Genomic DNA, 25,881 nt, shown 5'->3' on the forward strand with positions numbered 1-25,881 from the left:
GGCGGTGGTGCTTCGGACAAGGCCCCGAGAGACCGGGCGAGGCGGTCGGGCGCGAAAAGGGGGGCGATTCTACCAGTCCTGCGGCTCGCCGGCAGGTCGAGTCGTTCGGCTGGACATTCGACCTTGGTCTAGGTGTCGAAGGGTTGTTGTCATGAGCTTTCTCCAGATTGTTGTTGTTCGGTAGCGTATCGTCCTGCCGAGGATTCCCCTCAGCGGGGATCGGCCGGTGGCGGGGTCGCGCTCACCAGCAGGGCGGCGCGGGCGCCGATCTCCACCCGGGCATTCGGGAAGACCACCCGCAGCGGCGTCTCGCCCACCGTGAAGGGGCCGGCCTCGGCGTCCTCGGCCAGACGGGCTCCCGGGGCGAACTCGGTGAAGTTCGGGGTGTCGTCGGCGAAGCACAGCCGGAAGTCCTCCGAGCGTCGGAACAGCTCGTGGCGGACGCGGAAGAAGACCATGCGATCGGCCGGCCGGCTCGCGGGGGCTCGGTCCTGCAACAGGGCCTCGATCAGGCGGGCCATGGGGGCCAGGGGAGCCAGGTCGTTCTCGCCGAAGGGCAGGGCGCGGCCCAGCTCCAGGGTGAAGGCGGCCGCCCCGTGGTAGTGCTTCGAATAGTGGGAAAAGGTCCAGCTGTGGGCATGCTGGTGAAGGACCGCCTGGATGTCGGCGCCGGCCAGCCAGCGCCACTGGTCGGACGGCGTGATCGCCTCGGCATGGGGCTCCACCGCGAAGCGCGGGTACTGGCTGTCGCGGATCGCCGTGTGCAGGTCGTAGTGCAACCGACGTCGCCCCTCGTGGCGCCCGTAGAAGGCATCCACCGCCGTCATCAGCTCCCGGGCCCGGTCGGGTTCCATGCCACTGGCGTCGAGGCCGCGGCGGAACAGCCGATTGAGGTTGGTATCGACGAAGCGGGTCCCGGCGCGGATGGCCTCCAGGTTGCCCAGGATCACCAGTACCGGGCTGCCCAGCGTCAACCGGCCGGCCTCCAGCCGGGCCAGGATCTCGCCGAGCAGCTCGATGGGCGCGGTCTCGTTGCCGTGGATGCCCGCCGAGAGCACCAGGGCGGGCGCCGAGGCGGAGGGCGAGGCGGGGACGAGTTCGAGCAGGCCGGCCCCGAGGATCCGGTAGCGTCCGCCGGCGAGAGAGCCCTCGCCGGCGAGTCCGGGCGCGCCGTCGAGGCTGGCATCGAGCCATTCAGCCAGCATCACGGCCCCCTGCGGCTCGGTGGTGGTGGAACGGAAGGGTCATGGCGGTCCTTGACGTGTCGCTTCTTTCAGGCTGCGAGACACCTTCGTCCCTGCCCGCCTCGCGCTCAAGGGGGCCTGTCGGCAGGATGAAAGAGGCGGGTGCGAAGCTGTAACTCCCGCCCTCCCGGCGAGGCCTCGCCGACACGGGATGGCGGCTCAGCGCCAGGGGGCGCAGGCCTCGCCCTGTTCCACCTCGATCAAGGATTCCACCGGGAAATCAAGCGTCTCGGCACGTTCGACCAGGGCCTCGTAGGTGGCCTCGGGCATCACGGGCGCGCGCGACAGGATCCACAGGTAGTCCCGGCTGGGGCCCGCCACCAGGGCCCAGTCATAGTCGTCGGCCAGCGCCAGCACGTTGTAGCCGGCGTAGAAGGGACCGAAGAAGCTGACCTTGAGGCGTCCCACGCGCGGATCGTCCAGCGGATGGGCGCGACCCTCGGCGACGTCGACCTCGCCGGCGGCCAGGTCGACGCCACGGTTGATGACCCGGATGGCACGGTCCGAGAGGCGGGAATAATCGGCGGTGACGCAATCCAGCCCCTCCTCGAAGGAGTGGTCGAGTCGGGCGATCTCGTACCAGCGTCCCAGGTAGCGGTCGAGGTCGAAGCCGTCCACGGCGCGCGTGCCCTCCGGGAGGCCGGTGCAGGCGGAGAGGCCGAGGACGAGCAGGGCGGGGCAGAGCCGGGGAAGGGGGTGCGGCATCGAGGGGACTCCTTGTCGACAGCGACCTTGGCAGGATAGGGGCGCGATGGCGAAGGCGCTAGGCTGGTAGCCTCGATCCGCCAGGAGGCCGCCCATGACCGACCACGCCCGCCGACTCGATGCCCATTACGATGCCCTGGCCCGGGAAGGGGGCGAGCCTCTGCCGGCCCGCCTCCGCGCGGCCTTTCGGGCGGCCGGCCAGGATCCCGATCACCTGACCCTGGATGCCATCGCCGGGATCGACCAGCTGCACCTGGGGGGCCGAGGCGCGAGCCGAGCCCTGGCGCGTCGCGGCGAACTGGTGCCCGGACGGCGGGTCCTCGACGTGGGCTGCGGCACCGGTGGCGCCAGTCGGCTCCTGGCCGACGAGTTCGGCGTCGAGGCGCTGGGCGTGGACATCACCCCGGCGTTCGTGGCCGTGGCCGAATGGCTGAGCCGGGCCACGGGACTCGACGATCGCACCCGCTTCCTGTGTGCCGATGCCGCCCGGCTCCCCCTGCCGTCGGCGAGCGTCGACGTGATCTGGTGCCAGCATGCGTTGATGAACATGCCGGATCGCGGCGCGGTGCTCGCCGAATGGCGGCGTCTGCTGGCGCCGGGTGGCCGGTTGCTGCTCCACGAGGTGGTGGCCGGCGACAACCCGGCGCCCCTCGCGCTGCCGGTGCCCTGGGCGCGGAGCGCGGTGACCAGTCACCTGAGCTCACGCGCGGCCCTCGAGGGGGCCCTGGCCGAGGCCGGCTTTCGTTCCCTCCACCTGGAGGACGTCACCGAGGCCGCCCTGGCCTGGCGGCGCAAGCATGGTCGACGGGAGGCCGCCCCGCGCGAGGCCGCCCCGCGCGAGGCCCCGCCAGAGGAAGCGATCGGCGCCGCCGAGGCGAACCGCGCCCTGCCGGGCCCCACCCTCATCTTCGGCGAGGACTTCGTCACCATGGGCCGCAACCTGCTCGCCAACCTGGCGGACGACCGGGTGCGGATCCTCGAGGGCGTCTGGCGGCTCGCCTGAGGCTCAGCCGTCGCTGCCGATGCGCTCGGCGATGGCCCGGCCCAGGCGCTCGGTGGTCCCCCGGCCCTTGAGGTCCGGGGTGAGCACCGTCGGGTCGGCCTCGGCGAGCACCGCCTCGATGGCGGCGAGGATGGCCGCGCCGGCCTCGGGATGGCCCAGGTGCTCGAGCATCATGGCCCCGGACCAGATCTGGCCGATGGGATTGGCGATGCCCTTCCCGGCGATGTCCGGGGCGCTGCCGTGGACCGGCTCGAACAGGCTCGGGAAGCGGCCCTCGGGATTGATGTTCGCCGAGGGCGCCACCCCGATGGTGCCGGTGCAGGCCGGGCCCAGGTCGGAGAGGATGTCGCCGAAGAGGTTGCTGGCCACCACCACGTCGAACCAGTCGGGGTGCATCACGAAGTTGGCGGTGAGGATGTCGATATGGAACTGGTCCACATCGACGTCCGGGTAGTGCTCGGCCATGGCGGCGACCCGCTGGTCCCACCAGGGCATGGTGATGGCGATGCCGTTGGACTTGGTGGCCGAGGTGAGTTTCCTGCGCGGCCGGGTGGCGGCCAGGTCGAAGGCGTACTTCAGCACCCGATCGACCCCGGTGCGGGTCATCACCGTCTCCTGGATCACCACCTCGCGCTCGGTGCCCTCGAACATCACGCCGCCGACGCTGGAGTACTCGCCCTCGGTGTTCTCCCGGACCACGTAGAAGTCGATGTCGCCGGGCCGGCGTCCCGCGAGGGGACTCTCGATGCCCGGCAGCAGGCGGCAGGGGCGCAGGTTGACGTACTGGTCGAACTCGCGACGGAACTTGAGCAGCGAGCCCCACAGCGAGACGTGATCCGGCACCTTGTCGGGCCAGCCGATCGCGCCGTAGAAGAGGGCATCGAACTCGAGCAGCGTCTCCTTCCAGTCGTCGGGCAGCATCTTCCCGTGTTCCAGGTAGTAGTCGCAGCTGGCGAAGTCGAAGGCCTCGAAGGCCAGGTCCAGGCCGAAGCGGCGGGCGGCGGCCTCCAGGGCGCGGCGGCCCTCGGGCATCACCTCGGTGCCGATGCCGTCGCCCGGGATCACGGCGATTCGCTGGGTCATGGCGTCCTCATTGAGCAGTGTCGGGAGCCGCCAGTCTAACCCTGCACGCCGGCGAGATAATCGGGTTATCATTCAACTCATTGTTGAAGTGAAGTGGAGAATCCGGTGGCCCCTCTCGATGACCTGGCCTTCTTCCAGCGGCTGGCCCGCGCCGGCAGCCTCACGGCCACCGCCCGGGAACTGGGCCTGTCGCTGTCGGCGGTGAGCAAGCGGCTCAAGCAGCTGGAGGCGCGCCTCGGCGTGGCCCTGGCCTCGCGCACCACCCGCCGGCTGACCCTCACCGCCGAGGGCGAGCTCTACCTGAGCCGCGGCACGGCCATCCTGGAGGAACTCGGGGAGCTGGAGGAGGCCCTGGTCGATCACCGGGCCGAGCTGTCCGGGCCGTTGCGGGTCAACGCCACCTTCGGCTTCGGGCGTCGCCATGTGGCGCCGCTGCTGTCGGCCTTCTGCGCCCGGCATCCGCGCCTCGAGGCCTCGCTGGAGCTGAGCAACTTCCCCGTCAGCCTCGCCGACCAGGGCTTCGACATCGGCATCCGGGTCGGCACGCCGCCGGATTCCCGGCTGGTGGCCCGGCGCATCCTGGCCAACCGCCGGATCCTCTGTGCCGCCCCCGGCTATGCCCGGCGGATGCCGGCCCTGGCGTCCCCCGCCGACCTGACGGCCCATCCCTGCCTGGTGCTGCGCGAGAACGCCAGCGACTATGCCCTCTGGCGCTTCCAGCGCCGTGACGCCCCCGACGTGGAGCAGGCGGTGAAGGTCTCGGGGCCCCTGGCCAGCAACGACGGCGAGGTCATTCGCCATCTGGCCCGTGACGGGCACGGCATCGCCCTGCGTTCCTGGTGGGACGTTCACGAGGATCTCGCCGAGGGCCGCCTGGTGGAACTCCTGCCGGCCTGGCAAGGCGTGCGAGCCGACTTCCATGCCGTGTATGATCGGCGCCGCCATGTGCCGCTGCGGATCCGTGCCTTCATCGCCTATCTTGAGCAGGAGATGGCCGGTCGCGTGCCACCGCTGGCCAGGCTACCGGGTGTCACGACAGGAGAGGCGTCCACGTGAATGTGCTGATGTTCACCAATACCTATCTGCCGATCGTCGGCGGCGTGAGCGAGTCGGTGCAGCGGCTCAAGCGGCAGCTGCAGGCCGCCGGCCATCACGTCCTGGTGGTGGCGCCCCGGCTCGAGGGCCAGCCGGCCTTCGAGGCCGACGTGGTGCGGGTGGCGGCGGTGCAGCACTTCAACGGCAGCGACTTCTCCCTGCCGGTGCCGATCCCCGGCCAGCTCTACGATGCCATCGAGGCCTTCGAGCCGGACCTGGTGCACGCCCATCACCCCTTCCTGCTCGGCGACACCGCCGCCCGGGCCGCCGAGACCTACGGCCTGCCGCTGGTGTTCACCCACCACACCCTCTACGAGCACTATACCCACTACGTGCCGGGGGACTCGCCGCGCATGCAGCGCTTCGCCATCGCCCTGGCCACGCAGTACACCTGGCTGTGCGACGCCGTCATCGCCCCCAGCGAGAGCATCCGCGACCTGCTGCTCGCCCGCGAGGGCAACCCCGAGGTTCGCGTCGTGCCGAGCGGGGTGGATACCGCCCGTTTCGCCGAGGGGGACGGACCGGCGTGCCGGGAGCGCCTGGGGATCCCCGAGACCGCCTACGTGATCGGCCACCTGGGACGGCTGGCCAAGGAGAAGAACCTCGGGTTCCTGGCCGAGGCCGTGTGCCGGGCCCTGGCCGAACGCCCCGAGGCCCACTTCCTGGTGGTCGGCGACGGCGAGGCCGCCGAGGGGATGGCGAGGATCGCCGCGGAACAGGGCGTCGCCGAGCGGGTGCACTTCGCCGGCCGCCTGCAGGGCCAGGCGCTGATCGACGCCTATCACGCCATGGACGTCTTCGCCTTCGCCTCCCACAGCGAGACCCAGGGCATGGTGGTGGCGGAAGCCATGGCCTGCGGCCTGCCGGTGGTGGCGGTATCCGCCCCCGGGGTGGTCGAGGTGGTGACGGACGGCGAGAACGGCCGACTGCTGGCCGAGGACGACGTTCCCGCCATGGCCGAGGCACTCTCGGCCCTGGCCGACCCCGAGAGACGGGAGCCACTGCGACGCGGCGCCCTGGTCACCGCCGCCGACTACGATGAAGGGCTCTGCGCGGAACGCTGCCTGGCGGTCTATCGGCGGGCGATCGCCGGGGGCGGTCCCTTCACCCACGCCGACGACGGCGGCTGGGACCGGGTACGGGGCCGGCTGGGCGCGGAGTGGCAGATGCTGCGTTACCGGGGCCGTCTGCTGCGCCACCTGATGCAGGAGGAGTGGGAACAGGAGCGCCCGTCCTGGTGGCCCGGCGGCCGCTCCGACGAGCCCGAGGTGCCGTCGAAGTGACCCTCGTCCGGCTCAGCGCCGCCGGCGCCGCTCGGCCCAGCGCTTGAGGCCGTAGAGCAGTCCGAGGCCCGCCAGCAGGCCCAGCAAGGAGAAGACGACCTCCTGGCGGCTCTCCGCCGTCGCCAGCTCGCCGAGCTGACTGCCCAGCAGGGTCACCCCGGCCAGGCCCGGGATGATGCCCAGCGTCGAGCCGATCATGTAGTCCCGGAAGCGCAGGTGGAAGGCCCCCGCCATCATGTTGGTCAGGGTGAAGGGGGCCAGCGGCAGCAGGTTCACCAGGGTCATGGTGCGGATGCCGCGCCCGGCGAGGTAGCGGGAGAGCCCCTTGAGGTGCTTCCCGCCGTGGCGCATCAGGGCATCGCGGCCGAGCCGGCGCCCCACCCACCAGGTCAGCACCGAGGCGGCCAGGGTCCCGGCCAGGGCATGGCCGAAGCCCCACCAGGGGCCGAACAGCAGTCCGGTCAACGCGACCAGCAGGCTGAGCGGGAACATCACCAGCGAGGCCCCGGCGTAGATCGCCATCACCACCAGCACCGCCCAGGGAGCGTCACGCCAGGCCACCGAACCCCGGGCCAGCGCCATCAGGCTGTCGAGGGTCAGCAGGTCCTGCATGGCCAGCCACTGCCACATCCCGCCGAGGGCGAGCAGGGCGATCAGGACGAGGGCGACGACTCCGAGACGACGGGGCATGTGGCGGGCTTCCTGGTGAGCGTGCGCCACAGCATACGGCAGCGGCGGCGATGGCCAAAGCGGTGCCGGTCCCGAGGCGATCAGAGGCTGGCCTGCACCGCCGGCCAGGCCGGTTGCCCGTCGCGGGTGGTCACGCCGTCGAGCATGGCCTGGACGCGCTCCGGATGCTCGCGCAGCCACTGCGCGGCGACCTCCTCGGCCTCACGCTCCTTCTGGCCGAACTCACGGATCATCCAGCTCTGTTCCTCGGCGGCGAAGGTGAACCGCTTGAAGAAGCCGACCAGGTTGGGGTGGGCCTCGGCATAGTCGCTGCGCACCACGGTCAGCACGTCCGTTTCGCCGTTATTCTCGCCGAACAGGTCCCTGGGGTCGTCGAGGTAGCGCATCGGCAGCTCGAGGTTCATCCAGTGGGGCGTCCAGCCGACCCAGACGATGGGCTCCTCGCGGGAGATGGCGTTGCGAGCGGCTCCCAGCATGCCCACCACGCTGGTATCCACCACCTGCCAGTCGCCGAGTCCCCAGGCATCCTCGTCGATGGCGGCGTGAAGCACCTCGCTGGCGGCCGAGCCGGCGCCGAAGCCGTGGATCTCGCCGTCGAAGCGCTCGCGGTGGGCGTCCAGGTCGGCGAAGCTGCGAATGCCTTCCCGGTAGAGGTAGTCGGGCACCGCCAGGGTCATCTGGGCGCCGTCGACGTTGTTGGCGACGCTGATCACGGCGCCACTCGCTTCCCGTGGGGTGTACATGTTGTCCTGGGCGGGCATCCAGCCGCCGAGGAAGGCATCGACGTCGCCGGTGTCCAGCCCTTGATAGACGACCTGAAGGCCGAGTTCGTGGAGCCGGGACTCGTAGCCCAGAGCAGCGAGGAGCTGTTCGGCGATCTCGGTCTTGACGGTGACGCCGGGCCAGGCGGGCACGCCGAAGTCCAGCACGGCATCGTCGGCGAGCGCGGGACTCGCCAGGCCGAGGGTCAGGGGCAGCGACAGCAGGGCAGGGGGCAGGGAAAGGCGCATGGAATCTCCTTGGAGTGGTCGTCAGCCGCCGCCGGGCCGAGCTTGAGTGTCGGGCGGCGGCGATCGGGGGCAGGGGATCAGCCCTGTCGGGCCAGGACCCGCAGGCGGGACTCGCACATGTCGAGGTCCAGGTAGGTGCCTTGGAGGTGGCGACGGCCGCTCTCGGGATCGAAGGCGCGGCGACCGTGCAGCACCCGGCGATTGTCGAAGGCGACCATCTCGCCCGGTGCCAGGGCGAACTCCAGCTGGTGCCGCGGATCGTGGACCAGCCGCCAGAAGGTGCGGTAGGCCGCATACCAGGCGTCGATCGCCTCGAAGGGCAGGCGCAGGCTGTCGCGGATCCAGTTGTTGAGGCGCACCTCGGTGACCCGGCCGGCATCGTCGAGGCTCAGCACCGGGGCGCGCCAGACGATGTCGTGGGCCTCGTCCTGGAAGCGGAAGTCGATGGGGGTCTCGCTGAGCATCCGGAAGGCCTCGGGGTCGAGACGGCGCAGGGTCTCGGCGGCGGCGAAACCGTCGGCGAAGATCGATTCGCCGCCCTCGGCGTCGTTCTCCAGGCAGTAGAGCAGCTGGATGTCGGGCGGGTGGCGCCAGTTGGGCAGGTCGCTGTGCAGCGCCAGGCCGATCGCCGTGTAGGCGGCGTTGTTGGGGTTGGGCTTGGACTTGACGTCGAACCGGGCGCCGAAGTTGGTGGCGCGCAGCGGCCCGATGCGTCCGGCCAGCCGGCTGACCTCCTCGTCGGCCAGGGGACCGTCCTCGAGCAGCACCAGGCCGTCACGCAGCAGGGCACTCAGCCAGGCCCGCTCGCCCTCGGCGCCGGCGACGAAGTCGCCGTGGGCGATGCGCGCGGGCCGGAAGGCCTCGCTCCAGGGGCGCCGGGGCGGCACCGGGTCCGGTGCGGGGGCGCCCGGGCGGCGCTGGTGGAGCCAGACGGCATCGAAGCGGCTGACGTGGCCATCGGCCCAGACCAGTGCCAGGTTGCCCTCGATCACGCGGGTCTCGGGGGCTTCGGTAGGCGCTTCGAGGGGCAGGAAGAGACGCTCCCGGGTCAGGGCGTGACGGCACTCGGGGCAGGCGCAGTGGTCGCGCAGCCAGGCCAGCGGGAAGTCGGCCCGGGTGCCGTCCTCCCAGGTCAGGGTCAGGCGGGCGCGGCTGGCCGTGGCCTCGTTCAGGGCGGGGCCATGATCATGCTCGGCCAGTTCGCCCATCGGCAGGGTGGGGCGTCGCTCGGCGGTCGGGGTGTCGCTCATCTCTCCTCCTCGTTCTGGGATGCCGAGAGGGTGGCGGCTGGCCGCTTGGCTGACAAACGATTAATCTGGCCTCATTGACCCAAAATAACTTATGACAGGCTTTTTCATGAGTGCCTTGCCCCCGCTGACCTGGCTGCAGGCCTTCGAGGCCGCCGCCCGCACCCTGAGCTTCACCGCCGCCGGCCAGGAGCTGGGCGTCACCCAGGCGGCGATCAGCCAACGGGTTCGCCTGCTCGAGGACCGCCTCGGTCAGAAGCTGTTCATCCGCCACCCGCGCAGCCTGAGCCTGACGCCCGCCGGCCAGGCCTGGCTGCCGAGCCTCCAGGACGCCTTCGCCCGCCTGGCGGAGGGCACCCAGGAGGTGTTCGGCGGCGGGGCCGAGTCGCCGGTGACCCTGCGCACCACCCCGGTGATGCAGCAGAGCTGGCTGGCGCCCCGCCTGTCGGCCTTCCGCCAGGCCCATCCCCGGATCGCGCTGCGCCTGGTCAGCGCCATCTGGCCGGACGACTTCGGGCCCGAGGGGGCGGACCTCGAGATCCGCTACGGGCAGGGGGACTGGACGGGGCTGGAGGCGGTGTCGCTGGGTGAGGAGGCGATGCTGCCGGTCTGCGCCCCGTCGCTGTCCGAGCGCATCCGGACTCCGGACGACCTGGCGGACCATACCCTGCTGCACGCGGTGGGCTTCGCCGTGGGCTGGCCGACCTGGCTGGAGGCCGTCGGCCTGGCGGGCCTGGTGTCGCGCTGCGCCAGCCTGACCTGCGACAGCCAGGTGATGACCCTGGCGCTCGCCGCCCGGGGGGGCGGCGTCGCCCTGACCCACCGGCGGCTGGTCGAGGGGCGTGGCGACCTGGTCGCGCCGCTGGACCTGCCGGTGCCCAGCGACGAGGGATTCTGGCTGGTGCGGCCCGGGCGACGAGCTCCGCGGGAGGAGGCGGCGAGGCTGTGGGACTGGCTGGTGGCCAGCCGGGGAGAAGGGGGGTAGGCCGGATGCGTCTTCGGCTCACACGCGTTTGGATGGTGGCGGCCGAGGCGGTCTAGGCGGCGGACCAGGCCAGCGGGTCCTGGCGGAAGTAGCGGGCCAGCAGGTCGTACAGCGCCGGATAGCCGTCGTGAAGGAGTGCCGGGGCGCTGAAGAAGGTCTCGCAGGCCACGGCGAAGCATTCCCCCGGATGGGTGGCGGCGTAGTCATCGATGGGGGTGGGCTCGCCGTGCTCGAGCCGGGCCTGGAGGTCGTCCCAGACGGCGGTGAAGACCCGGTGCCATTCCCTCGGGTCGAGGTCGCCGGGCAGCGGCGGGAAGCCGTCGGCATCCAGGGTACTGGCCATGTCCAGCTTGTGGGCCAGCTCGTGGATCACCACGTTGAAGCCGTCCAGGCCGCCGCTGGCCATCAGGTCGGGATAGGCCACCACCACCGGCCCCTGGTGGGAGGTCTCGCCGGCCCGCTCGTCGTCGTACTCGTGCATCACCCCGTACTCGTCGAGTTCCTCCACCCGGCGGTGGAAGGCATCGGGCAGGATCAGGATCTCGTGGACGCCGGCGAAGGCCTCGCGGTGTTCCCGCTCGTCCCAGCCGAGCGTCAGCAGGCAGGCCTGGGCCGCGATGGCCAGCCGTGCGGGCACGTCGAAGGCGATGGCCTCGGCCAGCTCGGGGTGGCGGCTCAGGCGCTTGGCGTGGACGAAGCGCCAGGCCCGGTGGCCAAGCCGCGTGGCGTCGGGCTCGGGCACCGTGCCGAGCAGCGGCAGCCGGGCGCGGGCCTCGGCCCAGGCGTCCCCGGGGAAGGGGTGGCGGGCCTCGAAGCGGGCCTCGCGCCAGCGGCGCAGCCGTTCCAGCACCGGCTCAGCCTTCCTCCAGTCCGGTGCGCCCGCCGGACTTCCAGGACCAGTCGCGGAGGCGCAGGTCGAAGAGGTCCTTGCGGCGGTCCTTGAGGTTGGTCACCGAGCCCTCGGCGCGCACCACGGTGAGCCGGGTCAGGTCCAGGTCCGAGAACATCACCATCTCGGTGTTGGGCGTGGTCTCGGAGAGCACGGCATCGTGGGGGAAGGCGAAGTCGGAGGGCGAGAACACCGAGGACTGGGCGTACTGGATGTCCAGGTTCTCGATGGAGGGCACGTTGCCGACGCTGCCACACAGCACCACGTAGCACTCGTTCTCGATGGCCCGCGCCTGGGCACAGTGGCGCACCCGCAGGTAGCCGTTCTTGGTGTCGGTCCAGAAGGGCACGAAGAGGATGTCCATGTCCTGCTCGGCGAGCAGGCGGGAGAGTTCCGGAAACTCCACGTCGTAGCAGATCTGGATGCCCACCCGGCCGGCGTCGGTATCGAAGACGCGCAGCTCGTCGCCGCCGTCGATCACCCAGTCGCGGCGCTCCTGGGGAGTGATGTGGAGCTTGTCCTGGGATTCGACGGTGCCGTCGCGGTGGCACAGGTAGCAGACGTTGTACAGGCGGTCATCGTCGCGCAGCTCGATCATCGAGCCGGCCACGATGTTGATGTTGTAGGACACCGCCATGCGGGACAGCTCGGTCGTGAAGCGCTCGGTGAAGCCGGCCAGGAAGCGGATCGCCGCCTGCTGGTCCTGCTGGGCGGCGCGGTCCTGCAACCCCATCAGCGGGGCGTTGAACAGCTCCGGGAAGACGGCGAAGTCGCTCTGATAGTCGGACAGGGCGTCGACGAAGTACTCGACCTGCTGCAGCACCGCCTCGACCGAGTCGAACTCGCGCATCTGCCATTGCACGGCGCCGACCCGCACCTGGGTCCGCCGGCTCTCCAGCACCCGCTCCGCGGGCTCGAAGAGGATGTTGTTCCACTCCAGCAGGGTCGCATAGCCCTGGGACTTCTCGTCCTCGGGCAGGTACTTGCGCAACAGTCGCTTGACCTGGAAGTCGTTGGCCAGCTGGAAGGACAGGATGGGGTCGTGGATCTCCTTGCGGGCCACCTTGTCGATGTACTCCGTCGGCGAGAGCTCCTCGGCGTACTGGTGGTACTGGGGAATGCGCCCGCCGGCCAGGATCGCCCGCAGGTTCATCGAGCGGCACAGCTCCTTGCGGGCCTCGTAGAGGCGCCGGCCCAGGCGGTAGCCGCGATAGTCCGGGTGGATCAGCACGTCCAGGCCGTACATGGCGTCGCCATCCGGGTCGTTGAGGATGGTCTCGCGCTGCCCGATCAGGTCGTCGTACTGGTGGGGATTGGAGAACTCGTCGTAGTCGACCTGCACGGTGAGGGCGACCCCCACCAGCTTGCCATCGTCCTCGATGACGATCTGGCCGTCGGGGAACTCCTGGATGAGCTTGTCGATGGTGTGCTCCGGCCAGGCGCCGCCGATGTCGTGGTAGACGGCGTCCATGAGCATCTTGAGCTGCGGGTAGTCGTCCTGCGTGAGATTGCGCAGGTTGAGGTGCAGGTCATCGAGGGACATCGCTAGGGTCTCGCACCAGCCAGTGGGACAGGCATCCTACCATGGCGTCCCCCGGCCGGTTGAGCGCTCGCCCCTGCTGCCGGGGGCGAGCGGAGGGCGTCAGTCCTCTTCGGGCTGGGCGGAGTCCACGCCGCTCTGGGGAGCCAGCTCGCCCTCCGGCGGGGGCGCCGGCTCGCCGTCGCCCTCGGGATCGGCGGCACTCTCGATCCCCCCGTCCTCGACGATGGGCTCGTCCTGGAGCTTGGCGTCGTCGCTCATGACGTCCTCGCTCGGCGCGTTGGCGGTGTCGACCCCGCTCTGGGCCGCCATCTCTTCGCCATGATGATCGGCCACGGCGGGACCCGACAGCAGGAGCAGGGTACTCAGGGTGACAGTGGTGAGGCGCTTCATGAGGCACCTCCTCGTCCGGTGAATGGCATTCCGGCATCCGTGCGCTTGTACGAATGCTATACAAAACCTTTTCAAAAATCATCTGAAGTGCAAGCCTGCCATCAGCCTTCGGCGTCGGCACGCCATGACACGCCCCCTGAATCCCGACGGCCGGCGTCGGGATTCAGGGGGAGCGGGGATCATGAAGCGGGAGAGGGGGTCAGGTGGTCTTGTGGCGCAGTTGGCGCAACTCGCCGTTCAGCGCCTTGATGATGGTGTAGCACATCAACACCATCACGATGGAGAACGGGATCGCCGTGGCCGTGACCCCGGCCTGCAGCGCCGACAGGCCACCGCCGATCAGCAGCACGATGGCGATCAGCCCTTCCACCGCCGCCCAGAACATGCGCTGAGGCCGGGGCGCATCGACCTTGCCGCCGGCGGTGATGGTATCGATCACCAGCGAGCCGGAATCCGACGAGGTGACGAAGAAGATCAACGCCAGGATGATGCCCAGGGTCGACATCAGGCCCGACAGCGGCAGTTCGTTCAGCATGCCGAACAGCGACAGCTCGGGGCTGTAGTCGTCGATCACGTAGTCCTTGACCAGGCTGCCCGCCGGGTCGGCATAGAGTTGATCGAGGGCGGTGCCGCCGAAGACGCCCATCCAGACGAAGATGAACAGGCTGGGGATCAACAGCACGCAGATCACGAACTCGCGAATCGTGCGCCCGCGCGACACCCGGGCGATGAACATGCCGACGAAGGGGGCCCAGCTGACCCACCAGGCCCAGTAGAAGATGGTCCAGGCCTGACGATAGGCGTCATCGTCCCGTCCGAAGGGGGCCGACAGGGGGACGAATTCCTTCGCATAGGTCACCAGCCCCGTCCAGAACCCGTCCAGGGCCACCAGCGTCGGGCCGGCGAACAGCACGAAGAGAAAGAACAGCACGGCCATGATCATGTTGATCTCGGAGAGCTTCTTCACGCCCCCCTCGAGCCCGCGCCAGACCGACACCAGGGCCACCGCCGTCACCAGGATGATGACGACGACCTGGGTGGTGATGCTGACCTCCAGGCCGAAGACGAAGTTCATTCCGGCATTGGCCTGCTGTGCCCCGAGACCGAGGGAGGTGGCCAGTCCGAACAGGGTGGAAAACACCGCCAGGATGTCGATCACGTGTCCCCACCAGCCCCAGACACGATCGCCGAGGATCGGGAAGAACGCCGAGCGAATGGAGAAGGGCAGGCCCTTGTTGTAGGTGAAGATGGCCAGCGCCAGAGCCATGACCACATAGACGGCCCAGCCATGGATGCCCCAATGGAGATAGGTCCCGGCGATGCCCATGGCGCTGGCTTCGGGAATCGCCTCCGGGTTCAGTGCCCCATCGGCCCCGAACGGCGAGGCGATGCCCAGGGGCAACGAGACGTTGGCATGGTAGACCGGCTCCAGCACACCGAAGAACAGCAGCCCGATCCCGATGCCGGCGGCGAACAGCATCGCGAACCAGGACAGGTAGCCATGCTCCGGCCTGGCATTGGGTCCTCCCAGCCGGATCGATCCGTAGGGCAGGACGACGAGCGCCAGGCAGAACAGGATGAAGAAATCCACCACGATCATGAAGTACCAGTCCAGGGTCCCGGTGGAGAAGCCGACGATGGACTGGAAGACGTTCCCCGCCGTCTCCGGGAACAGCAGGGTGAGCAGGATGAAGACGATGGAGGCGAGCGCCGATATCACGAAGACCCGATTGTGGATATCGAAATCGAAGGGGCCCACATGGCCCTCGATGTTGTCCTGGCCGACGGTGTAGTCCGTCTGCATGTCGCTCGCCATGGGGGGCGATGCCGGGTTGTCAGGGGGACTCATGGGACGTCTCCTTATTATAAGAAATGGTTGATCGAGGAGTGTTGTCGTGTCAGCGCAGAGCCTGGGATACCTGGATCCAGTGTAGCCGGGCGTCGAGGCGGGGCCTGGCAGGGTTGGTGAGGGCCAGGGCCAGGCCGGCGGGGATGCCGGCCGACGGACCGCGAGGGACGACCCGTCATCGGCGATGCGCTCGCTCGGGGGGCGCGTGTCGTGTGGTGTCATGGGGATGGCCTCCTAGATCGTTATCACGTTGTCGTGGGCTTGGTCGTCGTCGAGCACGCCCGTGCGCTGCAGGCGAGACGCGACATCGGGCTTGGGCCAGGCGAGGTAGAGTCGCCCGCCCCGCGCCCGGCAGAGGCGGGCCTGCCGTTGCAGCAGGTGGATGCCGCCGAGGTCGATGAAGTTGATGCCCGCCGCGAGGACCACCAGGTTCGGCCGAGCGGTCTGCTCGAGCCGCTGGGCCACCGACTCGCAGGCCCCGAAGAACAGCGATCCATCGATCCTGACCACCTCGCAATCGGACGCCTCCAGGGCCCGCTGGAGCGAGAGCGGGGCTTGGGCGAGGTCGCTCGTCACCACCGGCGGGCGGGTGGTGCGACGCAGGTACAGGATGAGCGAGGCCAGCACGCCGAAGTAGACGGCAAACTCCAGGGCGAGCATCAGGGTGCTGAAGAAGGTGATCATCAGGACGGCGGTTTCCGCGCGGCTGGTGGCCAGGGCTTCACGAATGCCGTCCCGGTCGATCAGCTTGGCCGCGACCAGCAGCAGCAGGGCGCCCATGGCTGGCATCGGCACCTGCTCGAGCAGCGGCGCCGCCATCAGCACGATGGGGACCAGCAGGACGGCCGAGAGCACCGCCGCCAGTGGGGACACCGCCCCGGCGCTGGCATTGAGTCCCGAGCGGGTGAACGACCCCGACGAGAGGTAGCTGGAGAAGAAGGCGCCGGCGAGGTTCGACAGCCCCTGGCCGATGAACTCCTGGTTGGCGTCAATCCGTTCCCCGGCCCGGGCCGCGAAGGCCCGGGAGATCGCGGCGGCCTCGACCAGCCCCAGCAGGCCCAGGGCCATGGCCCCGGGCGCCAGCTGTTGCAGGGTGTCGAGGGACAGGTCCGGCGCCGAAAGCGGCGGCAGCCCGCCGGGCATCGCCATGATCCGTGGAATCTCGCCGCCCGCCGGATCCAGCACACCGGCCAGCAGCGAGGCGCCCACCAGGGCCAGCAGCATGGCCGGCCAAGCGGGGCGCCAGCGTCGTATGGCCAGGCACAGCACGAGGGTGGCGCCGGCGACCAGTAGGGCGTCGGGATGCCCCCGATCCAGGTGCCCGATCAGCCGCGGCCAGAGATCGAGGAAGCCGTTGCCGTCCAGGGACGGCAACCCGAGCACATAGGGCAGCTGGTTGGCGGCGATGATCACCGCCGCCCCGGCGGTGAAGCCAGTGACCACCGAGTGAGAGACCAGGTCCACCAGGACGCCGAGCCGTGCCACCCCCAGCAGCAGCTGGAAGGCTCCGGCGAGGAAGGTCAGGGTCAGGACCAGGGACAGGAACTCGGCGCTTCCTCCCTGTGCCATGGGCTGCAGGGTGGCGAACAGGGCGATCGACAGGGCCGCGGTGGGCCCACTGACCATCTGCTTGGAGGAGCCGAACAGCGCCGCCAGCGCCGCCGGGACGATCGCCGTGTACAGGCCATACTGGGGGGGCAGTCCGGCCAGCAGGGCGTAGGCCACGCCCTGCGGCACCACCAGCACGGCCCCGGTCAGGCCGGCCATGGCATCGCGGCGCAGCGACCCGGGAGGCCGCTGCCCCCACCCCCTCATGAAGGGCGGCCAGCGTCGCTGGCTGCCCTGGGCCGGCCGGGATTCGTCACCGATCGACGGCATGGTCATCAGCGGTCCGCGGCCACTTTCGGGAAGCGGGCCCGCGCCTCGAGGTCATCCAGGTCGATGGTGTTGCGCATGTACTGGGTGCTGGCATCGAACCGGGGCTGATGGTCCCAGGGCGTGACCTGGCCCTTCATGTTCGCGCGGGCGACCAGCTTGCGGCGGCGCTGGCTGTCGAGCACCTCCTGATGAAGCTTCTCGGTATCCCAGCGACGGGCGACCTCGTCTCGGAACTGCCGACGCAGCCCCTGATGGTCGGGGTCCTCGGCCAGGTTGGTCAGCTCCAGGGGATCGGCCTCGAGATCGAACAGCTGGTCGGGGTCCGGCGCGGAGTGGACGAACTTGTAGCGGCCGCGGCGGATCATCAGCAGCGGGGCGATGGCACCTTCGCCGCAGTATTCGCCGATCACCTCGTCATGGCCGCCCTGGCCCGTCAGATGGGGGTTCAGGCTGCGACCGTCGACCGGGACCGCGTAGTCAGGAGCCTCGCCGCCGTTGGCCCACTCGGCGAAGGTCGGCAGCAGGTCCATGGTGGATACCGACTGGCTGACCCGGCCGGCGGCGAAGCGGCCCGGTGCATGCACGATCATCGGCACACGGGCGGAGCCCTCGAACCAGCTCATCTTGTACCAGAGTCCCCGCTCTCCGAGCATGTCGCCATGGTCGCCGGAGAAGACGATGATGGTGTTCTCGTCCAGCCCGGTCTCCTCGAGGGCCTTGAGCACCTTGCCGAGCTGATCGTCGACATAGCTGATGGCGCCGTAGTAGGCACGGCGCGCGTTGCGGATCTGGTCGTCGGTGACGCTGTCCTCGTCGCACTGGTAGACATGACGCAGGCGCCGGGAATGGGGATCCATCAGTTCCCGTGAATAGGGCACCCGGGGCATGTCGATCTCGTCATGGTCGTAGCGATCCCAGTACTCGCGAGGAATGGTGTAGGGATCGTGCGGGTGGGTCAGCGAGACCGTGAGGGAGAACGGGCGTTCCCGGTCGCTGCGTGCATAGTCGTAGAGGAAACGCTGGGCGTGGAAGGTCACCTCGTCGTCGAAGTCGAGCTGGTTGGAGCGAACGCAGGGCCCGGCCTGGGTGACCGACGACATGTTGTGGTAGTAGCTCGGACGCTTCTCGACGTCCTCCCAGTCGACGTACCAGCCGAAGTCGGCGGGGTAGATGTCGCTGGTCAGGCGTTGCTCGAAGCCGTGGAGCTGGTCCGGGCCACAGAAGTGCATCTTGCCGGAGAGGGCGGTGAGGTAGCCGGCATCGCGCAGGTAGTGGGCGTAGGTCGGGGTATCGGCCGACAGCTCGGCGGCGTTGTCGAACCCGCCGATCCGCGACGGCAGCTGGCCGGCCATCAGCGTGAAGCGTGACGGCGCGCACAGGGGGCTGTTGCAGTAGGCCGAGTCGAAGACTACGCCTTCTTCGGCCAGGCGCGACAGGTTGGGGGTCTTGACGACCTTGTGGCCGTAGAAGGGCAGCGAGGGGGCGGCCATCTGATCCGCCATCAGGAACAGGATATTCGGCTGGTTATCGCGCATCGGGAACTCCCAGGCGTCGTCATGGGTGGGTCGAAGTCGATGCCAGTCTCTCTACTAATCTTGTATCCTGTAAATCCGGTGATTTTTTATGCTTGGGATTAGCTGAGTTAATGTCATTGACGAGTAAGCGAGTGTCCCCCAACGGCCTGCGGGTCTTCGAGTCGGCGGCCCGCCACCTGAGCTTCACCGCCGCGGCTCAGGAGCTGCGTTCCACCCAGTCGGCCGTCAGCCAGCAGGTGCGGGGACTCGAGGAACAGCTCGGCCTGCGGCTGTTCGACCGGGTCTATCGGGGGGTGCGGCTGACCGAGCCGGGACAGGCCCTGTTCGCGAGCGTCCAGGAGGGGTTCGCGACCATCGATAGGACGATCGACCGCCTGCAGCAGCGCCATCGAAATCCGCGGCTGACCATCCTCACCGATTTCTCGATGGCCTCGTACTGGCTGCTTCCCCGCCTGCCCCGGTTTCGGCATGAGCATCCGCATATCGACGTGCGGATCATGACCAACCAGGGCGTCTTCGACTGGCGGGGCCAGGAAGTCGATATCGCCATCATGCTCGGCGACCGCCGAGGCCAGGAAGGTGTGCCGCGCCTGCTCGACGAGGAAGTCTTCCCGGTGTGCAGCCCCGGGTTCCTGAACGAGTACGGCCCGATCCTCGACCTGGCTCGTCTGAGCGAGCTCCCGCTGCTGACGCTGACCGCCGACCAGGGCCAGAGCTGGCTGGACTGGCCGGGTTACTTCGAGCGCCTGGGAGGCCGGGTCCATCAGGCGCCGTCGGAGTTGATCTTCAACAACTACCCCTTGCTGGTGCAGGCGGCGATCGCCGGGCAGGGGGTGGCGCTAGGCTGGCGGGGTCTGGTCGATGACCTGGTCGAACGCGGCATGCTGGTGGGGTTGGAGGCCTTGAGCCTGAGTACTCCCAACAGCTATGGCGTCATCGATGTCCAGCCGGACGACCGCACTCCCGCCAAGCAGGCCTTCCAGGATTGGTTGTTGTCCGGCTGAGTGACGTGGCGGCTCGCCCCGGTGGGGAGCCCACACGTTTCCGATCGTGCCCGACTGCCGATGACGGAGCTGTCGGCTTGTCATGGCAGGGCGAGATTAGGACCCTCGGTGGGCTTCGCCTCCGTTAGTATCGGATGGCGATTGGGCCGGGCCGGTAAGGCAAAAAAGTCCTTGCCAGGCGGGGGGCGAATCCGTATTATCTGCACCCGTTCGGACGGGTCGTTAGCTCAGTTGGTAGAGCAGTTGGCTTTTAACCAATTGGTCGTAGGTTCGAATCCTACACGACCCACCATCCGAGCCTGAACACATGGCGCCTGAGCCGCCATGCGTTGCGGGTCGTTAGCTCAGTTGGTAGAGCAGTTGGCTTTTAACCAATTGGTCGTAGGTTCGAATCCTACACGACCCACCAGACATGACGCCCCTGCCTCCCCCGAGGCAGGGGCGTTCTGCATGGGTGATCGGAAATGTGCCCGAGCGGTCGGATGGCCTTGCAAGGCGGTCGCCGCCGCGTCATGATCACCCTGCGTCATCCTTCTGGCGGGGAGCGATCGATTCTCTCCGATTGCTGTCCAGAAGGGATGCGGGTCGGCCACGGCGGTAGACGCGACGGTTGACCCTCTGGCGTGTCGCGGCGTGCGGAGCGCACGTGCGGCGGCACCTGGTGCAATGCAGGGGGAGCCCCTGCCGGTCACAGTGGTAGACACGATGACGATCATGACTTCCCGTGCCGAGCTGCGCGAACAGCTGGCACGCACCTATTGCCCCACGCGCATTCCCGCCGAGGACGAGGCTCGCATCGAGGAGATCAAGCGACTCCTCGAGGCCCACAATGCCGTCCTGGTGGCCCACTACTACACCGACGATGCCATCCAGCAGCTGGCCGAGGAAACCGGTGGCTGCGTGGCGGACTCCCTGGAGATGGCCCGGTTCGGCGCCCGTCATCCGGCCGACACCCTGGTGGTGGCCGGGGTGCGCTTCATGGGCGAGACGGCCAAGATCCTCTCGCCGGAGAAGCGCGTGCTGATGCCCACCCTGGAGGCCACCTGCTCGTTGGACGTGGGTTGCCCGGCCGACGAGTTCAGCGCCTTCTGTGACGCCCATCCCGACCGCACCGTGGTGGTCTACGCCAACACCTCGGCGGCGGTGAAGGCCCGGGCCGACTGGGTGGTGACCTCCTCCATCGCGGTGGACGTGATCGAGCACCTCAAGGCTCGCGGCGAGAAGATCCTCTGGGCGCCGGACAAGCACCTGGGCGGCTACATCCAGAAGCAGACCGGAGCCGACATGCTGCTCTGGGACGGCGCCTGTATCGTCCACGAGGAGTTCAAGGCCAAGGGCGTCGAGGATCTCAAGGGCCTGTACCCCGAGGCGGCGGTGCTGGTGCACCCCGAGTCGCCGGCATCGGTGGTCGAGCTGGCCGACGTGGCGGGATCCACCTCCCAGCTGATCAAGGCGGCCAAGGAGCTGCCCCATGACAAGCTGATCGTCGCCACCGACCGCGGCATCTTCTTCAAGATGCAGCAGGCGGTGCCCGAGAAGACCCTGTTCGAGGCGCCCACTGCCGGCAATGGCGCGACCTGCAAGAGCTGCGCCCACTGCCCCTGGATGGCGATGAACGCCCTGGACAACATGGCTGCCGCCCTGCGCGAAGGCTCCGGCGAGATCCAGGTGGACGCCGAGCTGCGCCAGGCCGCCCTCAAGCCGCTGCAGCGGATGCTGGATTTCAATTGCTAGGCTTCGCCTAGAGCTTGAAGCTTGAAGAGCGGCGCTTCGCGCCTGGAAGCTGGAAGAAAAACCGCCCCTAGGCACTTGTCCTTGGGGCGGCTCGCTTTATGCTGCCTTCCAGCTTCCAGCTCTTACTCAAACTCCTCCAGCGTTTCCCGATAGCCGAGGAAGGCCTCGCGCCTCTGCGCGATGCGTCCGGCGGCATTGGCGTCGCCCTGGGCCTCCGCGACCTGCTCGGCCACCTCGAGCTGGCGGATGGCGCGGTCGATATGGCCGGTCAGCTGCAGGTGCTCGGCGCGGGCCAGGTGGCCCCAGGCTTCCCGGCCGCTGCGTCCGGCGGCCTCGGCCAGCAGGGTGAAGACCTGGGGATCCTCGGGACGACGGCCGGCCAGGTCGCGCAGCACGCGATAGGCCTCCTCGGGGTCACGCTGCAACAGAGCCTCGCCCAGCACCAGCCGGGCCGGGGCGTAGTCGGGAATCATGCGCAGCTGGCGCCGGGCGCGCTCGATGGCCGCGTCGATGCGGCCGGCGTCGAGCGCGACCTGGGCGGCGGAGACGGGCACCAGGGCCAGGTCCGGCAGGCTGGCGGAGAGCGCATCCAGGGCGGCGAGGGCGGCGTCGGTGCGGCCGCCGTCGGCATCGATCAGCGCCGCCAGGTAGCGCCGGGCGCTCTCCGAGGCCCCGCCACGTGCCAGGCGGGTGGCCGCCTGGCGCGGCTCCTGATCGTGGATGGCCAGGAGGGCCCGGGCCCGCACCAGCTGGTACTCGATGTCGTTCTCGCGTGGCGTGGTGACCCGGACCTGGTCGGCTCGCGCCTGGGCATCGCTGATCCGGGACTCGGTCACCGGGTGGGTGAGCAGGAATTCCGGCGGGGTGCCGCCCTGCAGGGCGACCATGTGCTGCATGGTGCGAAACATCTCGACCATGGCCTGGGGATCGTAGCCGGCGTCGGCGAGGGTCTGCAGGCCCAGGCGATCGGCCTCGCGCTCGAAGCGCCGGGAATAGGCCAGCTGGTCCTGGAAGAGGGCGGCCTGGGAGCCCATGGCGGCGGCGATGCCGGCGTCGCCGCCGCCCCCGGCGGCGATCAGCATGCCGGCAAGCATGGCGGCCATGGCGGGGATGCGGGCCTGCTCGGCGCGCTCCTTGCCCCGTGCATAGTGGCGCTGGGAAAGGTGTCCCAGCTCGTGGGCGATCACCGAGGCCAGCGGCGCCTCGCCCTCGGCGAAGGCGAAGAGCCCGGCATTGACGCCGATCACTCCACCGGGCACCGCGAAGGCATTGAGCCGTTCGCTGGCCACCAGGGTGATCACCGGATCGATGCCCCCCAGTTGGCTGTGGGGCAGCAGGCGCGCCACCAGGGACTCGAGGTAGTCCTGGGCGATGGGATCCTGCCAGAGCGGTGCCTGGGCGCGGAACTGGCGCAGCCAGGCGCGCCCCAGGCGAACCTCTTCGCCGCTCACGGCCTGGGTATCGCCGGCGATCAGGCTGGGCAGGTCGGGCGTCTCGCTCTGGCCGAGGGCGGGGACGGCCAGAGCCAGGCTCAGGGCGAGGGCGGGAAGACAGGGCAGCAATCGACGCAGCATGACCATCCTCGTCAGGGGGAGGGAACGGAAGCCGGAACCTTCCGACATTGATTCGGCCGGGAAAGTGCCTTTAAATCCCAAGCATTCATGTCGTTCGCGGTGGCGAGGCCGCGTCGGCATGCCTCTGGCATTCTCCCGGGAGACATCATGGCTGTGCAACCCGACGACGTCCTCGACGCACGGGGGCTCCCCTGTCCCTTGCCCCTGCTCAAGGCCAAGCAGGCGCTGTCGCGCCTCGCGCCGGGCCAGTTGCTCGAGGTGATGGCCACCGACGCGGGCTCATGGCGCGATTTCGAGACCTTCATCGACCAGAGCCCGCATGAGATGCCGGCTCGCGAGGAGCGCGGCGAGGTTTACCATTACTGGATCCGCAAGGGCGGGGAGTCGGCGTCATGACGCTGAGGGCGGTCCTGCGTAGCTGGGTCGACCATTATTTCTCCGACGAGGAGGCGGTCATCCTGCTGGTGGTCCTGGTGCTGGGCTTCGCGGTGGTCATCTGGCTGGGCAAGATGCTGGCGCCCTTCCTGACCGCCCTGGTGATCGCCTTCCTGCTGCAGGGGGGCGTCAACGCCCTGACCCGGCGACGCATCCCTCACTTCCTGGCGGTGATGCTGGTCTACCTGGCCTTCCTGGGCGTCCTGCTCGCCATGGCTCTGGTACTGCTGCCGCTGATCTGGAACCAGTTGGTCAACCTGGTTCAGGAAACGCCGCGCATGTTCGCCAGCGGCCAGCAGCTGCTCGACGATCTTCAGGCTCGCTACCCGCAGCTGGTGACGCCGGATCAGATCCAGAACTGGATCGGCATGGCCGGCCGCGAGGTGACCCAGCTCGGCCAGCGGGCGCTGTCCCTGTCGCTGGCCTCGCTGGGCAATATCGTGGGGCTGATCGTCTACCTGGTGCTGGTGCCGATCCTGGTGTTCTTCATGCTCAAGGATCGCGACCGGCTGGTGAGCTTCGCGGTCTCCCTGCTGCCCCGGCAGCGCGGCCTGATGACCCGGGTCTGGCAGGAGATGGATGCCCAGATCGCCAACTACGTGCGCGGCAAGGTGACCGAGATCGTCATTGTCGGCACGGTGTCCTTCTTCACCTTCGCCTTCTTCGGGCTGCCCTATTCGGCGCTTCTGGCGGTGCTGGTGGGGCTGTCGGTGCTGGTGCCCTACATCGGCGCCGCCGTGGCGACGGTGCCGGTGGCGGCGGTGGCCGGCTTCCATTTCGGCGTCGGCGACCAGTTCCTCTACGTGCTGATCGCCTACGGGGTGATCCAGGCGCTGGACGGCAACGTCCTGGTGCCGGTGCTGTTCTCCGAGGCGGTGAACCTGCATCCGGTGTCGATCATCCTGGCGGTGCTGTTCTTCGGCGGCGTCTGGGGCTTCTGGGGGATCTTCTTCGCCATTCCGCTGGCCACCCTGCTCAAGGCGCTGGTCTATGCCTGGCCCCGCGGCATCCAGCAGCGGCGCCAGGAGGAGAAGGCCGCCCACCAGGATCAGGAGGTGGTCGAGGAGCCCTGAGGCCGCCGTCGCCCCGGCGGCCCCTGGAGACCGGGCTCACTGCCCGGCATGCAGGGCCTGGGCGGCCTCCAGGACCTCGTCCGCGTGTCCCTTGACCTTCACGCCCCGCCATTCGCGGGCCAGCTTGCCGTCGGCATCGATCAGGAAGGTGCTGCGCTCGATGCCGAGATGCTCCTTGCCGTAGAGCTTCTTGAGCTTGATCACGTCGAAGAGCTTGCAGACCGCCTCGTCCTTGTCGGAGAGGAGGGGGAAGTTGAAGTCCTGCTTGGCCTTGAAGTTCTCCTGGGCGCGGATGCCGTCCCGGGAGACGCCGACGATGACGGTGTTGGCGGCGTCGAAGGCCGCCTTGCGGTCGCGGAAATCGCCGCCTTCGGTGGTGCAGCCGGGCGTGCTGGCCTTGGGGTAGAAGTAGATGACCACCTGTTGGCCGCGCAGCTCCGAGAGGGTCAGGGTGGTGTCGCCGGTGGCGGTGGCGGTGAAGTCGGGCACGGGCTGGCCGAGGCTGACGCTCATGGGGATTCCTCCGGATGGGTGGCAAAGCCTCGATTACACGCAACCGGCGCGCGACTGTAAAGTCGCCGCTGTACAGGGTCTCGAGGCCTGAGTACCATTTGACCCCTGGCAGCGAGCCCGCAGGCGAGGGCGGGTATTCCCATGGCGATCGTGGCCCCAGCGGTCGCCCGGCAGGCAGCGAGAGGACAAGCAGAGGATGATCACGGGTAGCATCGTCGCGCTGGCGACACCGATGAAGGTCAACGGCGATATCGACTGGGAGGCCCTGCGGGCCCTGGTCAACTTCCACCTGGACAATGGTACCGATGCCATCGTCGCGGCGGGGACCACCGGCGAGCCGACCACCATGTCGTTCGCCGAGCACTTCGACGTGATCCGCGCCGTCGTGGAGGAAGTCGGCGGCCGCATCCCGGTCATCGCCGGCACCGGCGCCAACGCCACCTCCGAGGCGGTGGAGCTGGCCCGTTACGCCAGCGAGGTGGGGGCGGACTATTGCCTGTCGGTGTGCCCCTACTACAACAAGCCGACCCAGGAAGGCCTCTATCGCCACTTCAAGGCCGTGGCCGAGGGCAGCGAGTTGCCGGTGATCCTCTACAACGTGCCGGGCCGCACCTGCTCGGATCTCTACAACGAGACCGTGCTGCGCCAGGCCCAGGTCGACAACATCGTCGGCCTGAAGGATGCCACCGGCAACCTGGAGCGCGCCGAGGACCTGATCGCGCGCCTCAAGGGCAGCGACTTCATGCTCTACTCCGGCGACGACGGCACTGCCTGCGACTTCATGCTGATGGGCGGCCACGGTGACATCTCGGTCACCGCCAACGTCGCGCCCCGCGCCATGCATGAGCTGTGTGCCGCCGCCGTGGCGGGCGACAGCGAGAAGGCGCATCAGATCAACACCCGCCTGATGCCGCTGCACACCAACCTCGGCATCGAGGCCAACCCGATTCCCGTCAAGTGGGCCCTGCATCGCATGGGGCTGATCGAGCCGGGCATCCGCCTGCCCTTGACCTGGCTTTCCGAGAAGTATCACTCCACCGTCAGCGAGGCCCTGCAGCTGGCCGGCCTGATCGATGACTGAGCGGTGAGCCCGCCGCGACCTGGACAACTGGAGCAAGG

The 25,881-nt window shown here is 68.9% G+C and carries 23 protein-coding genes and 2 tRNA genes; 11 read left to right on the forward strand and 14 right to left on the reverse strand.

What is annotated here, in order from left to right; genetic code table 11:
- Window positions 1-209: 209 nt before the first annotated feature.
- Together BEI_RS03200 and BEI_RS03205 are read right to left on the reverse strand one after the other, a co-directional pair.
- Complete coding sequence (locus tag BEI_RS03200) at window positions 210-1,205, reverse strand: succinylglutamate desuccinylase (RefSeq protein ID WP_097788155.1); 996 nt, start codon at window positions 1,203-1,205, stop codon at window positions 210-212.
- Between the two features lie 198 nt (window positions 1,206-1,403).
- A complete protein-coding gene (locus BEI_RS03205; protein ID WP_097788156.1) occupies window positions 1,404-1,949 on the reverse strand; it encodes a lipocalin family protein in 546 nt (181 codons plus the stop codon).
- 94 nt (window positions 1,950-2,043) lie between these two features.
- On the opposite strand from BEI_RS03205, the gene BEI_RS03210 reads away from it, so the two are divergent.
- Window positions 2,044-2,952 (forward strand): class I SAM-dependent methyltransferase, encoded by a 909-nt coding sequence (locus tag BEI_RS03210; RefSeq protein WP_097788157.1) that lies wholly within the window; start codon window positions 2,044-2,046, stop codon window positions 2,950-2,952.
- A gap of 3 nt (window positions 2,953-2,955) precedes the next feature.
- On the opposite strand, the gene BEI_RS03215 is transcribed toward BEI_RS03210, so the two are convergent.
- Window positions 2,956-4,035, reverse strand: a complete 1,080-nt coding sequence (locus tag BEI_RS03215) for a tartrate dehydrogenase (protein WP_097788158.1) — start codon at window positions 4,033-4,035, stop codon at window positions 2,956-2,958.
- Between the two features lie 105 nt (window positions 4,036-4,140).
- Between BEI_RS03215 and BEI_RS03220 the strand changes: the two genes are divergently transcribed.
- Both BEI_RS03220 and BEI_RS03225 read left to right on the forward strand, forming a co-directional pair.
- Window positions 4,141-5,091: a LysR family transcriptional regulator gene (locus BEI_RS03220; RefSeq protein ID WP_097788159.1), complete on the forward strand. Its 951-nt coding sequence runs from the start codon at window positions 4,141-4,143 to the stop codon at window positions 5,089-5,091.
- A complete protein-coding gene (locus BEI_RS03225) occupies window positions 5,088-6,413 on the forward strand; it encodes a glycosyltransferase (protein WP_097788160.1) in 1,326 nt (441 codons plus the stop codon). Before BEI_RS03220 ends, BEI_RS03225 begins: the two co-directional genes overlap by 4 nt.
- 12 nt (window positions 6,414-6,425) lie before the next feature.
- On the opposite strand, the gene BEI_RS03230 is transcribed toward BEI_RS03225, so the two are convergent.
- From BEI_RS03230 to BEI_RS03240, 3 genes are all read right to left on the reverse strand, one after another.
- Complete coding sequence (locus BEI_RS03230) at window positions 6,426-7,103, reverse strand: TVP38/TMEM64 family protein (RefSeq protein WP_097788161.1); 678 nt, start codon at window positions 7,101-7,103, stop codon at window positions 6,426-6,428.
- Window positions 7,104-7,183: 80 nt separating this feature from the next.
- Window positions 7,184-8,113, reverse strand: coding sequence for an ABC transporter substrate-binding protein (locus tag BEI_RS03235; protein ID WP_097788162.1), 930 nt, complete (start codon window positions 8,111-8,113; stop codon window positions 7,184-7,186).
- Between the two features lie 77 nt (window positions 8,114-8,190).
- Window positions 8,191-9,363, reverse strand: a complete 1,173-nt coding sequence (locus BEI_RS03240) for a TauD/TfdA family dioxygenase (RefSeq protein WP_097788163.1) — start codon at window positions 9,361-9,363, stop codon at window positions 8,191-8,193.
- Between the two features lie 106 nt (window positions 9,364-9,469).
- Here BEI_RS03240 and BEI_RS03245 point away from each other — a divergent pair, with 106 nt between their 5' ends.
- Window positions 9,470-10,345 carry a LysR substrate-binding domain-containing protein gene (locus BEI_RS03245; protein ID WP_097790985.1) on the forward strand — a complete coding sequence of 292 codons (876 nt, stop codon included), beginning with the start codon at window positions 9,470-9,472 and terminating at the stop codon, window positions 10,343-10,345.
- A 52-nt stretch (window positions 10,346-10,397) separates the two neighbouring features.
- Here the strand turns inward: BEI_RS03245 and BEI_RS03250 are convergent, their stop codons facing one another.
- The 6 genes from BEI_RS03250 to betC form a co-directional block, all read right to left on the reverse strand.
- Entirely contained in the window at window positions 10,398-11,195 is a 798-nt protein-coding gene (locus BEI_RS03250) for a M90 family metallopeptidase (RefSeq protein WP_097788164.1), read from the reverse strand.
- A 4-nt stretch (window positions 11,196-11,199) separates the two neighbouring features.
- Complete coding sequence (locus tag BEI_RS03255) at window positions 11,200-12,777, reverse strand: bifunctional GNAT family N-acetyltransferase/carbon-nitrogen hydrolase family protein (RefSeq protein ID WP_097788165.1); 1,578 nt, start codon at window positions 12,775-12,777, stop codon at window positions 11,200-11,202.
- A gap of 99 nt (window positions 12,778-12,876) precedes the next feature.
- Window positions 12,877-13,167 (reverse strand): hypothetical protein, encoded by a 291-nt coding sequence (locus BEI_RS03260; protein WP_097788166.1) that lies wholly within the window; start codon window positions 13,165-13,167, stop codon window positions 12,877-12,879.
- Between the two features lie 199 nt (window positions 13,168-13,366).
- Entirely contained in the window at window positions 13,367-15,016 is a 1,650-nt protein-coding gene (locus BEI_RS03265; RefSeq protein ID WP_097788167.1) for a BCCT family transporter, read from the reverse strand.
- 234 nt (window positions 15,017-15,250) lie between these two features.
- Window positions 15,251-16,900, reverse strand: coding sequence for a SulP family inorganic anion transporter (locus tag BEI_RS03270; RefSeq protein WP_227644556.1), 1,650 nt, complete (start codon window positions 16,898-16,900; stop codon window positions 15,251-15,253).
- Complete coding sequence (gene betC, locus BEI_RS03275; protein WP_097788168.1) at window positions 16,900-18,429, reverse strand: choline-sulfatase; 1,530 nt, start codon at window positions 18,427-18,429, stop codon at window positions 16,900-16,902. Before betC ends, BEI_RS03270 begins: the two co-directional genes overlap by 1 nt.
- A gap of 131 nt (window positions 18,430-18,560) precedes the next feature.
- Here betC and BEI_RS03280 point away from each other — a divergent pair, with 131 nt between their 5' ends.
- From BEI_RS03280 to nadA, 4 genes are all read left to right on the forward strand, one after another.
- Window positions 18,561-19,433 carry a choline sulfate utilization transcriptional regulator gene (locus BEI_RS03280; RefSeq protein ID WP_227644559.1) on the forward strand — a complete coding sequence of 291 codons (873 nt, stop codon included), beginning with the start codon at window positions 18,561-18,563 and terminating at the stop codon, window positions 19,431-19,433.
- A gap of 216 nt (window positions 19,434-19,649) precedes the next feature.
- Window positions 19,650-19,725 (forward strand) — tRNA-Lys (locus tag BEI_RS03285).
- A gap of 41 nt (window positions 19,726-19,766) precedes the next feature.
- Window positions 19,767-19,842: transfer RNA gene (locus tag BEI_RS03290), tRNA-Lys, on the forward strand.
- Between the two features lie 296 nt (window positions 19,843-20,138).
- On the forward strand, window positions 20,139-21,167 hold the full coding sequence (gene nadA / locus BEI_RS03295) for a quinolinate synthase NadA (protein ID WP_097788170.1): 1,029 nt from the start codon (window positions 20,139-20,141) through the stop codon (window positions 21,165-21,167).
- A 122-nt stretch (window positions 21,168-21,289) separates the two neighbouring features.
- On the opposite strand, the gene BEI_RS03300 is transcribed toward nadA, so the two are convergent.
- Window positions 21,290-22,747, reverse strand: a complete 1,458-nt coding sequence (locus BEI_RS03300; protein ID WP_097788171.1) for a M48 family metalloprotease — start codon at window positions 22,745-22,747, stop codon at window positions 21,290-21,292.
- Window positions 22,748-22,888: 141 nt separating this feature from the next.
- On the opposite strand from BEI_RS03300, the gene BEI_RS03305 reads away from it, so the two are divergent.
- Complete coding sequence (locus tag BEI_RS03305; protein ID WP_097788172.1) at window positions 22,889-23,137, forward strand: sulfurtransferase TusA family protein; 249 nt, start codon at window positions 22,889-22,891, stop codon at window positions 23,135-23,137.
- Complete coding sequence (locus tag BEI_RS03310; RefSeq protein WP_097788173.1) at window positions 23,134-24,249, forward strand: AI-2E family transporter; 1,116 nt, start codon at window positions 23,134-23,136, stop codon at window positions 24,247-24,249. The genes BEI_RS03305 and BEI_RS03310 overlap by 4 nt, the downstream gene beginning before the upstream one ends.
- 36 nt (window positions 24,250-24,285) lie before the next feature.
- Here the strand turns inward: BEI_RS03310 and BEI_RS03315 are convergent, their stop codons facing one another.
- Window positions 24,286-24,762: a peroxiredoxin gene (locus tag BEI_RS03315; protein WP_097788174.1), complete on the reverse strand. Its 477-nt coding sequence runs from the start codon at window positions 24,760-24,762 to the stop codon at window positions 24,286-24,288.
- Window positions 24,763-24,958: 196 nt separating this feature from the next.
- Between BEI_RS03315 and dapA the strand changes: the two genes are divergently transcribed.
- On the forward strand, window positions 24,959-25,843 hold the full coding sequence (gene dapA, locus BEI_RS03320; RefSeq protein WP_097788175.1) for a 4-hydroxy-tetrahydrodipicolinate synthase: 885 nt from the start codon (window positions 24,959-24,961) through the stop codon (window positions 25,841-25,843).
- The last annotated feature ends 38 nt before the right edge of the window (window positions 25,844-25,881 follow it).

Source organism: Halomonas beimenensis, assembly GCF_002549795.1.
In the GTDB taxonomy this organism is placed as follows: domain Bacteria; phylum Pseudomonadota; class Gammaproteobacteria; order Pseudomonadales; family Halomonadaceae; genus Halomonas; species Halomonas beimenensis.

What these genes read in the sequence shown, in the direction of transcription:
- BEI_RS03200 (WP_097788155.1), bottom strand. Translation starts at nt 1,205, where the DNA reads ATGCTGGCTGAATGGCTCGATGCCAGCCTCGACGGCGCGCCCGGACTC.
- BEI_RS03205 (WP_097788156.1), bottom strand. Translation starts at nt 1,949, where the DNA reads ATGCCGCACCCCCTTCCCCGGCTCTGCCCCGCCCTGCTCGTCCTCGGC.
- BEI_RS03210 (WP_097788157.1), top strand. Translation starts at nt 2,044, where the DNA reads ATGACCGACCACGCCCGCCGACTCGATGCCCATTACGATGCCCTGGCC.
- BEI_RS03215 (WP_097788158.1), bottom strand. Translation starts at nt 4,035, where the DNA reads ATGACCCAGCGAATCGCCGTGATCCCGGGCGACGGCATCGGCACCGAG.
- BEI_RS03230 (WP_097788161.1), bottom strand. Translation starts at nt 7,103, where the DNA reads ATGCCCCGTCGTCTCGGAGTCGTCGCCCTCGTCCTGATCGCCCTGCTC.
- BEI_RS03235 (WP_097788162.1), bottom strand. Translation starts at nt 8,113, where the DNA reads ATGCGCCTTTCCCTGCCCCCTGCCCTGCTGTCGCTGCCCCTGACCCTC.
- BEI_RS03240 (WP_097788163.1), bottom strand. Translation starts at nt 9,363, where the DNA reads ATGAGCGACACCCCGACCGCCGAGCGACGCCCCACCCTGCCGATGGGC.
- BEI_RS03245 (WP_097790985.1), top strand. Translation starts at nt 9,470, where the DNA reads ATGAGTGCCTTGCCCCCGCTGACCTGGCTGCAGGCCTTCGAGGCCGCC.
- BEI_RS03255 (WP_097788165.1), bottom strand. Translation starts at nt 12,777, where the DNA reads ATGTCCCTCGATGACCTGCACCTCAACCTGCGCAATCTCACGCAGGAC.
- BEI_RS03260 (WP_097788166.1), bottom strand. Translation starts at nt 13,167, where the DNA reads ATGAAGCGCCTCACCACTGTCACCCTGAGTACCCTGCTCCTGCTGTCG.
- BEI_RS03265 (WP_097788167.1), bottom strand. Translation starts at nt 15,016, where the DNA reads ATGAGTCCCCCTGACAACCCGGCATCGCCCCCCATGGCGAGCGACATG.
- BEI_RS03270 (WP_227644556.1), bottom strand. Translation starts at nt 16,900, where the DNA reads ATGACCATGCCGTCGATCGGTGACGAATCCCGGCCGGCCCAGGGCAGC.
- betC (WP_097788168.1), bottom strand. Translation starts at nt 18,429, where the DNA reads ATGCGCGATAACCAGCCGAATATCCTGTTCCTGATGGCGGATCAGATG.
- nadA (WP_097788170.1), top strand. Translation starts at nt 20,139, where the DNA reads ATGACGATCATGACTTCCCGTGCCGAGCTGCGCGAACAGCTGGCACGC.
- BEI_RS03300 (WP_097788171.1), bottom strand. Translation starts at nt 22,747, where the DNA reads ATGGTCATGCTGCGTCGATTGCTGCCCTGTCTTCCCGCCCTCGCCCTG.
- BEI_RS03305 (WP_097788172.1), top strand. Translation starts at nt 22,889, where the DNA reads ATGGCTGTGCAACCCGACGACGTCCTCGACGCACGGGGGCTCCCCTGT.
- BEI_RS03310 (WP_097788173.1), top strand. Translation starts at nt 23,134, where the DNA reads ATGACGCTGAGGGCGGTCCTGCGTAGCTGGGTCGACCATTATTTCTCC.
- BEI_RS03315 (WP_097788174.1), bottom strand. Translation starts at nt 24,762, where the DNA reads ATGAGCGTCAGCCTCGGCCAGCCCGTGCCCGACTTCACCGCCACCGCC.
- dapA (WP_097788175.1), top strand. Translation starts at nt 24,959, where the DNA reads ATGATCACGGGTAGCATCGTCGCGCTGGCGACACCGATGAAGGTCAAC.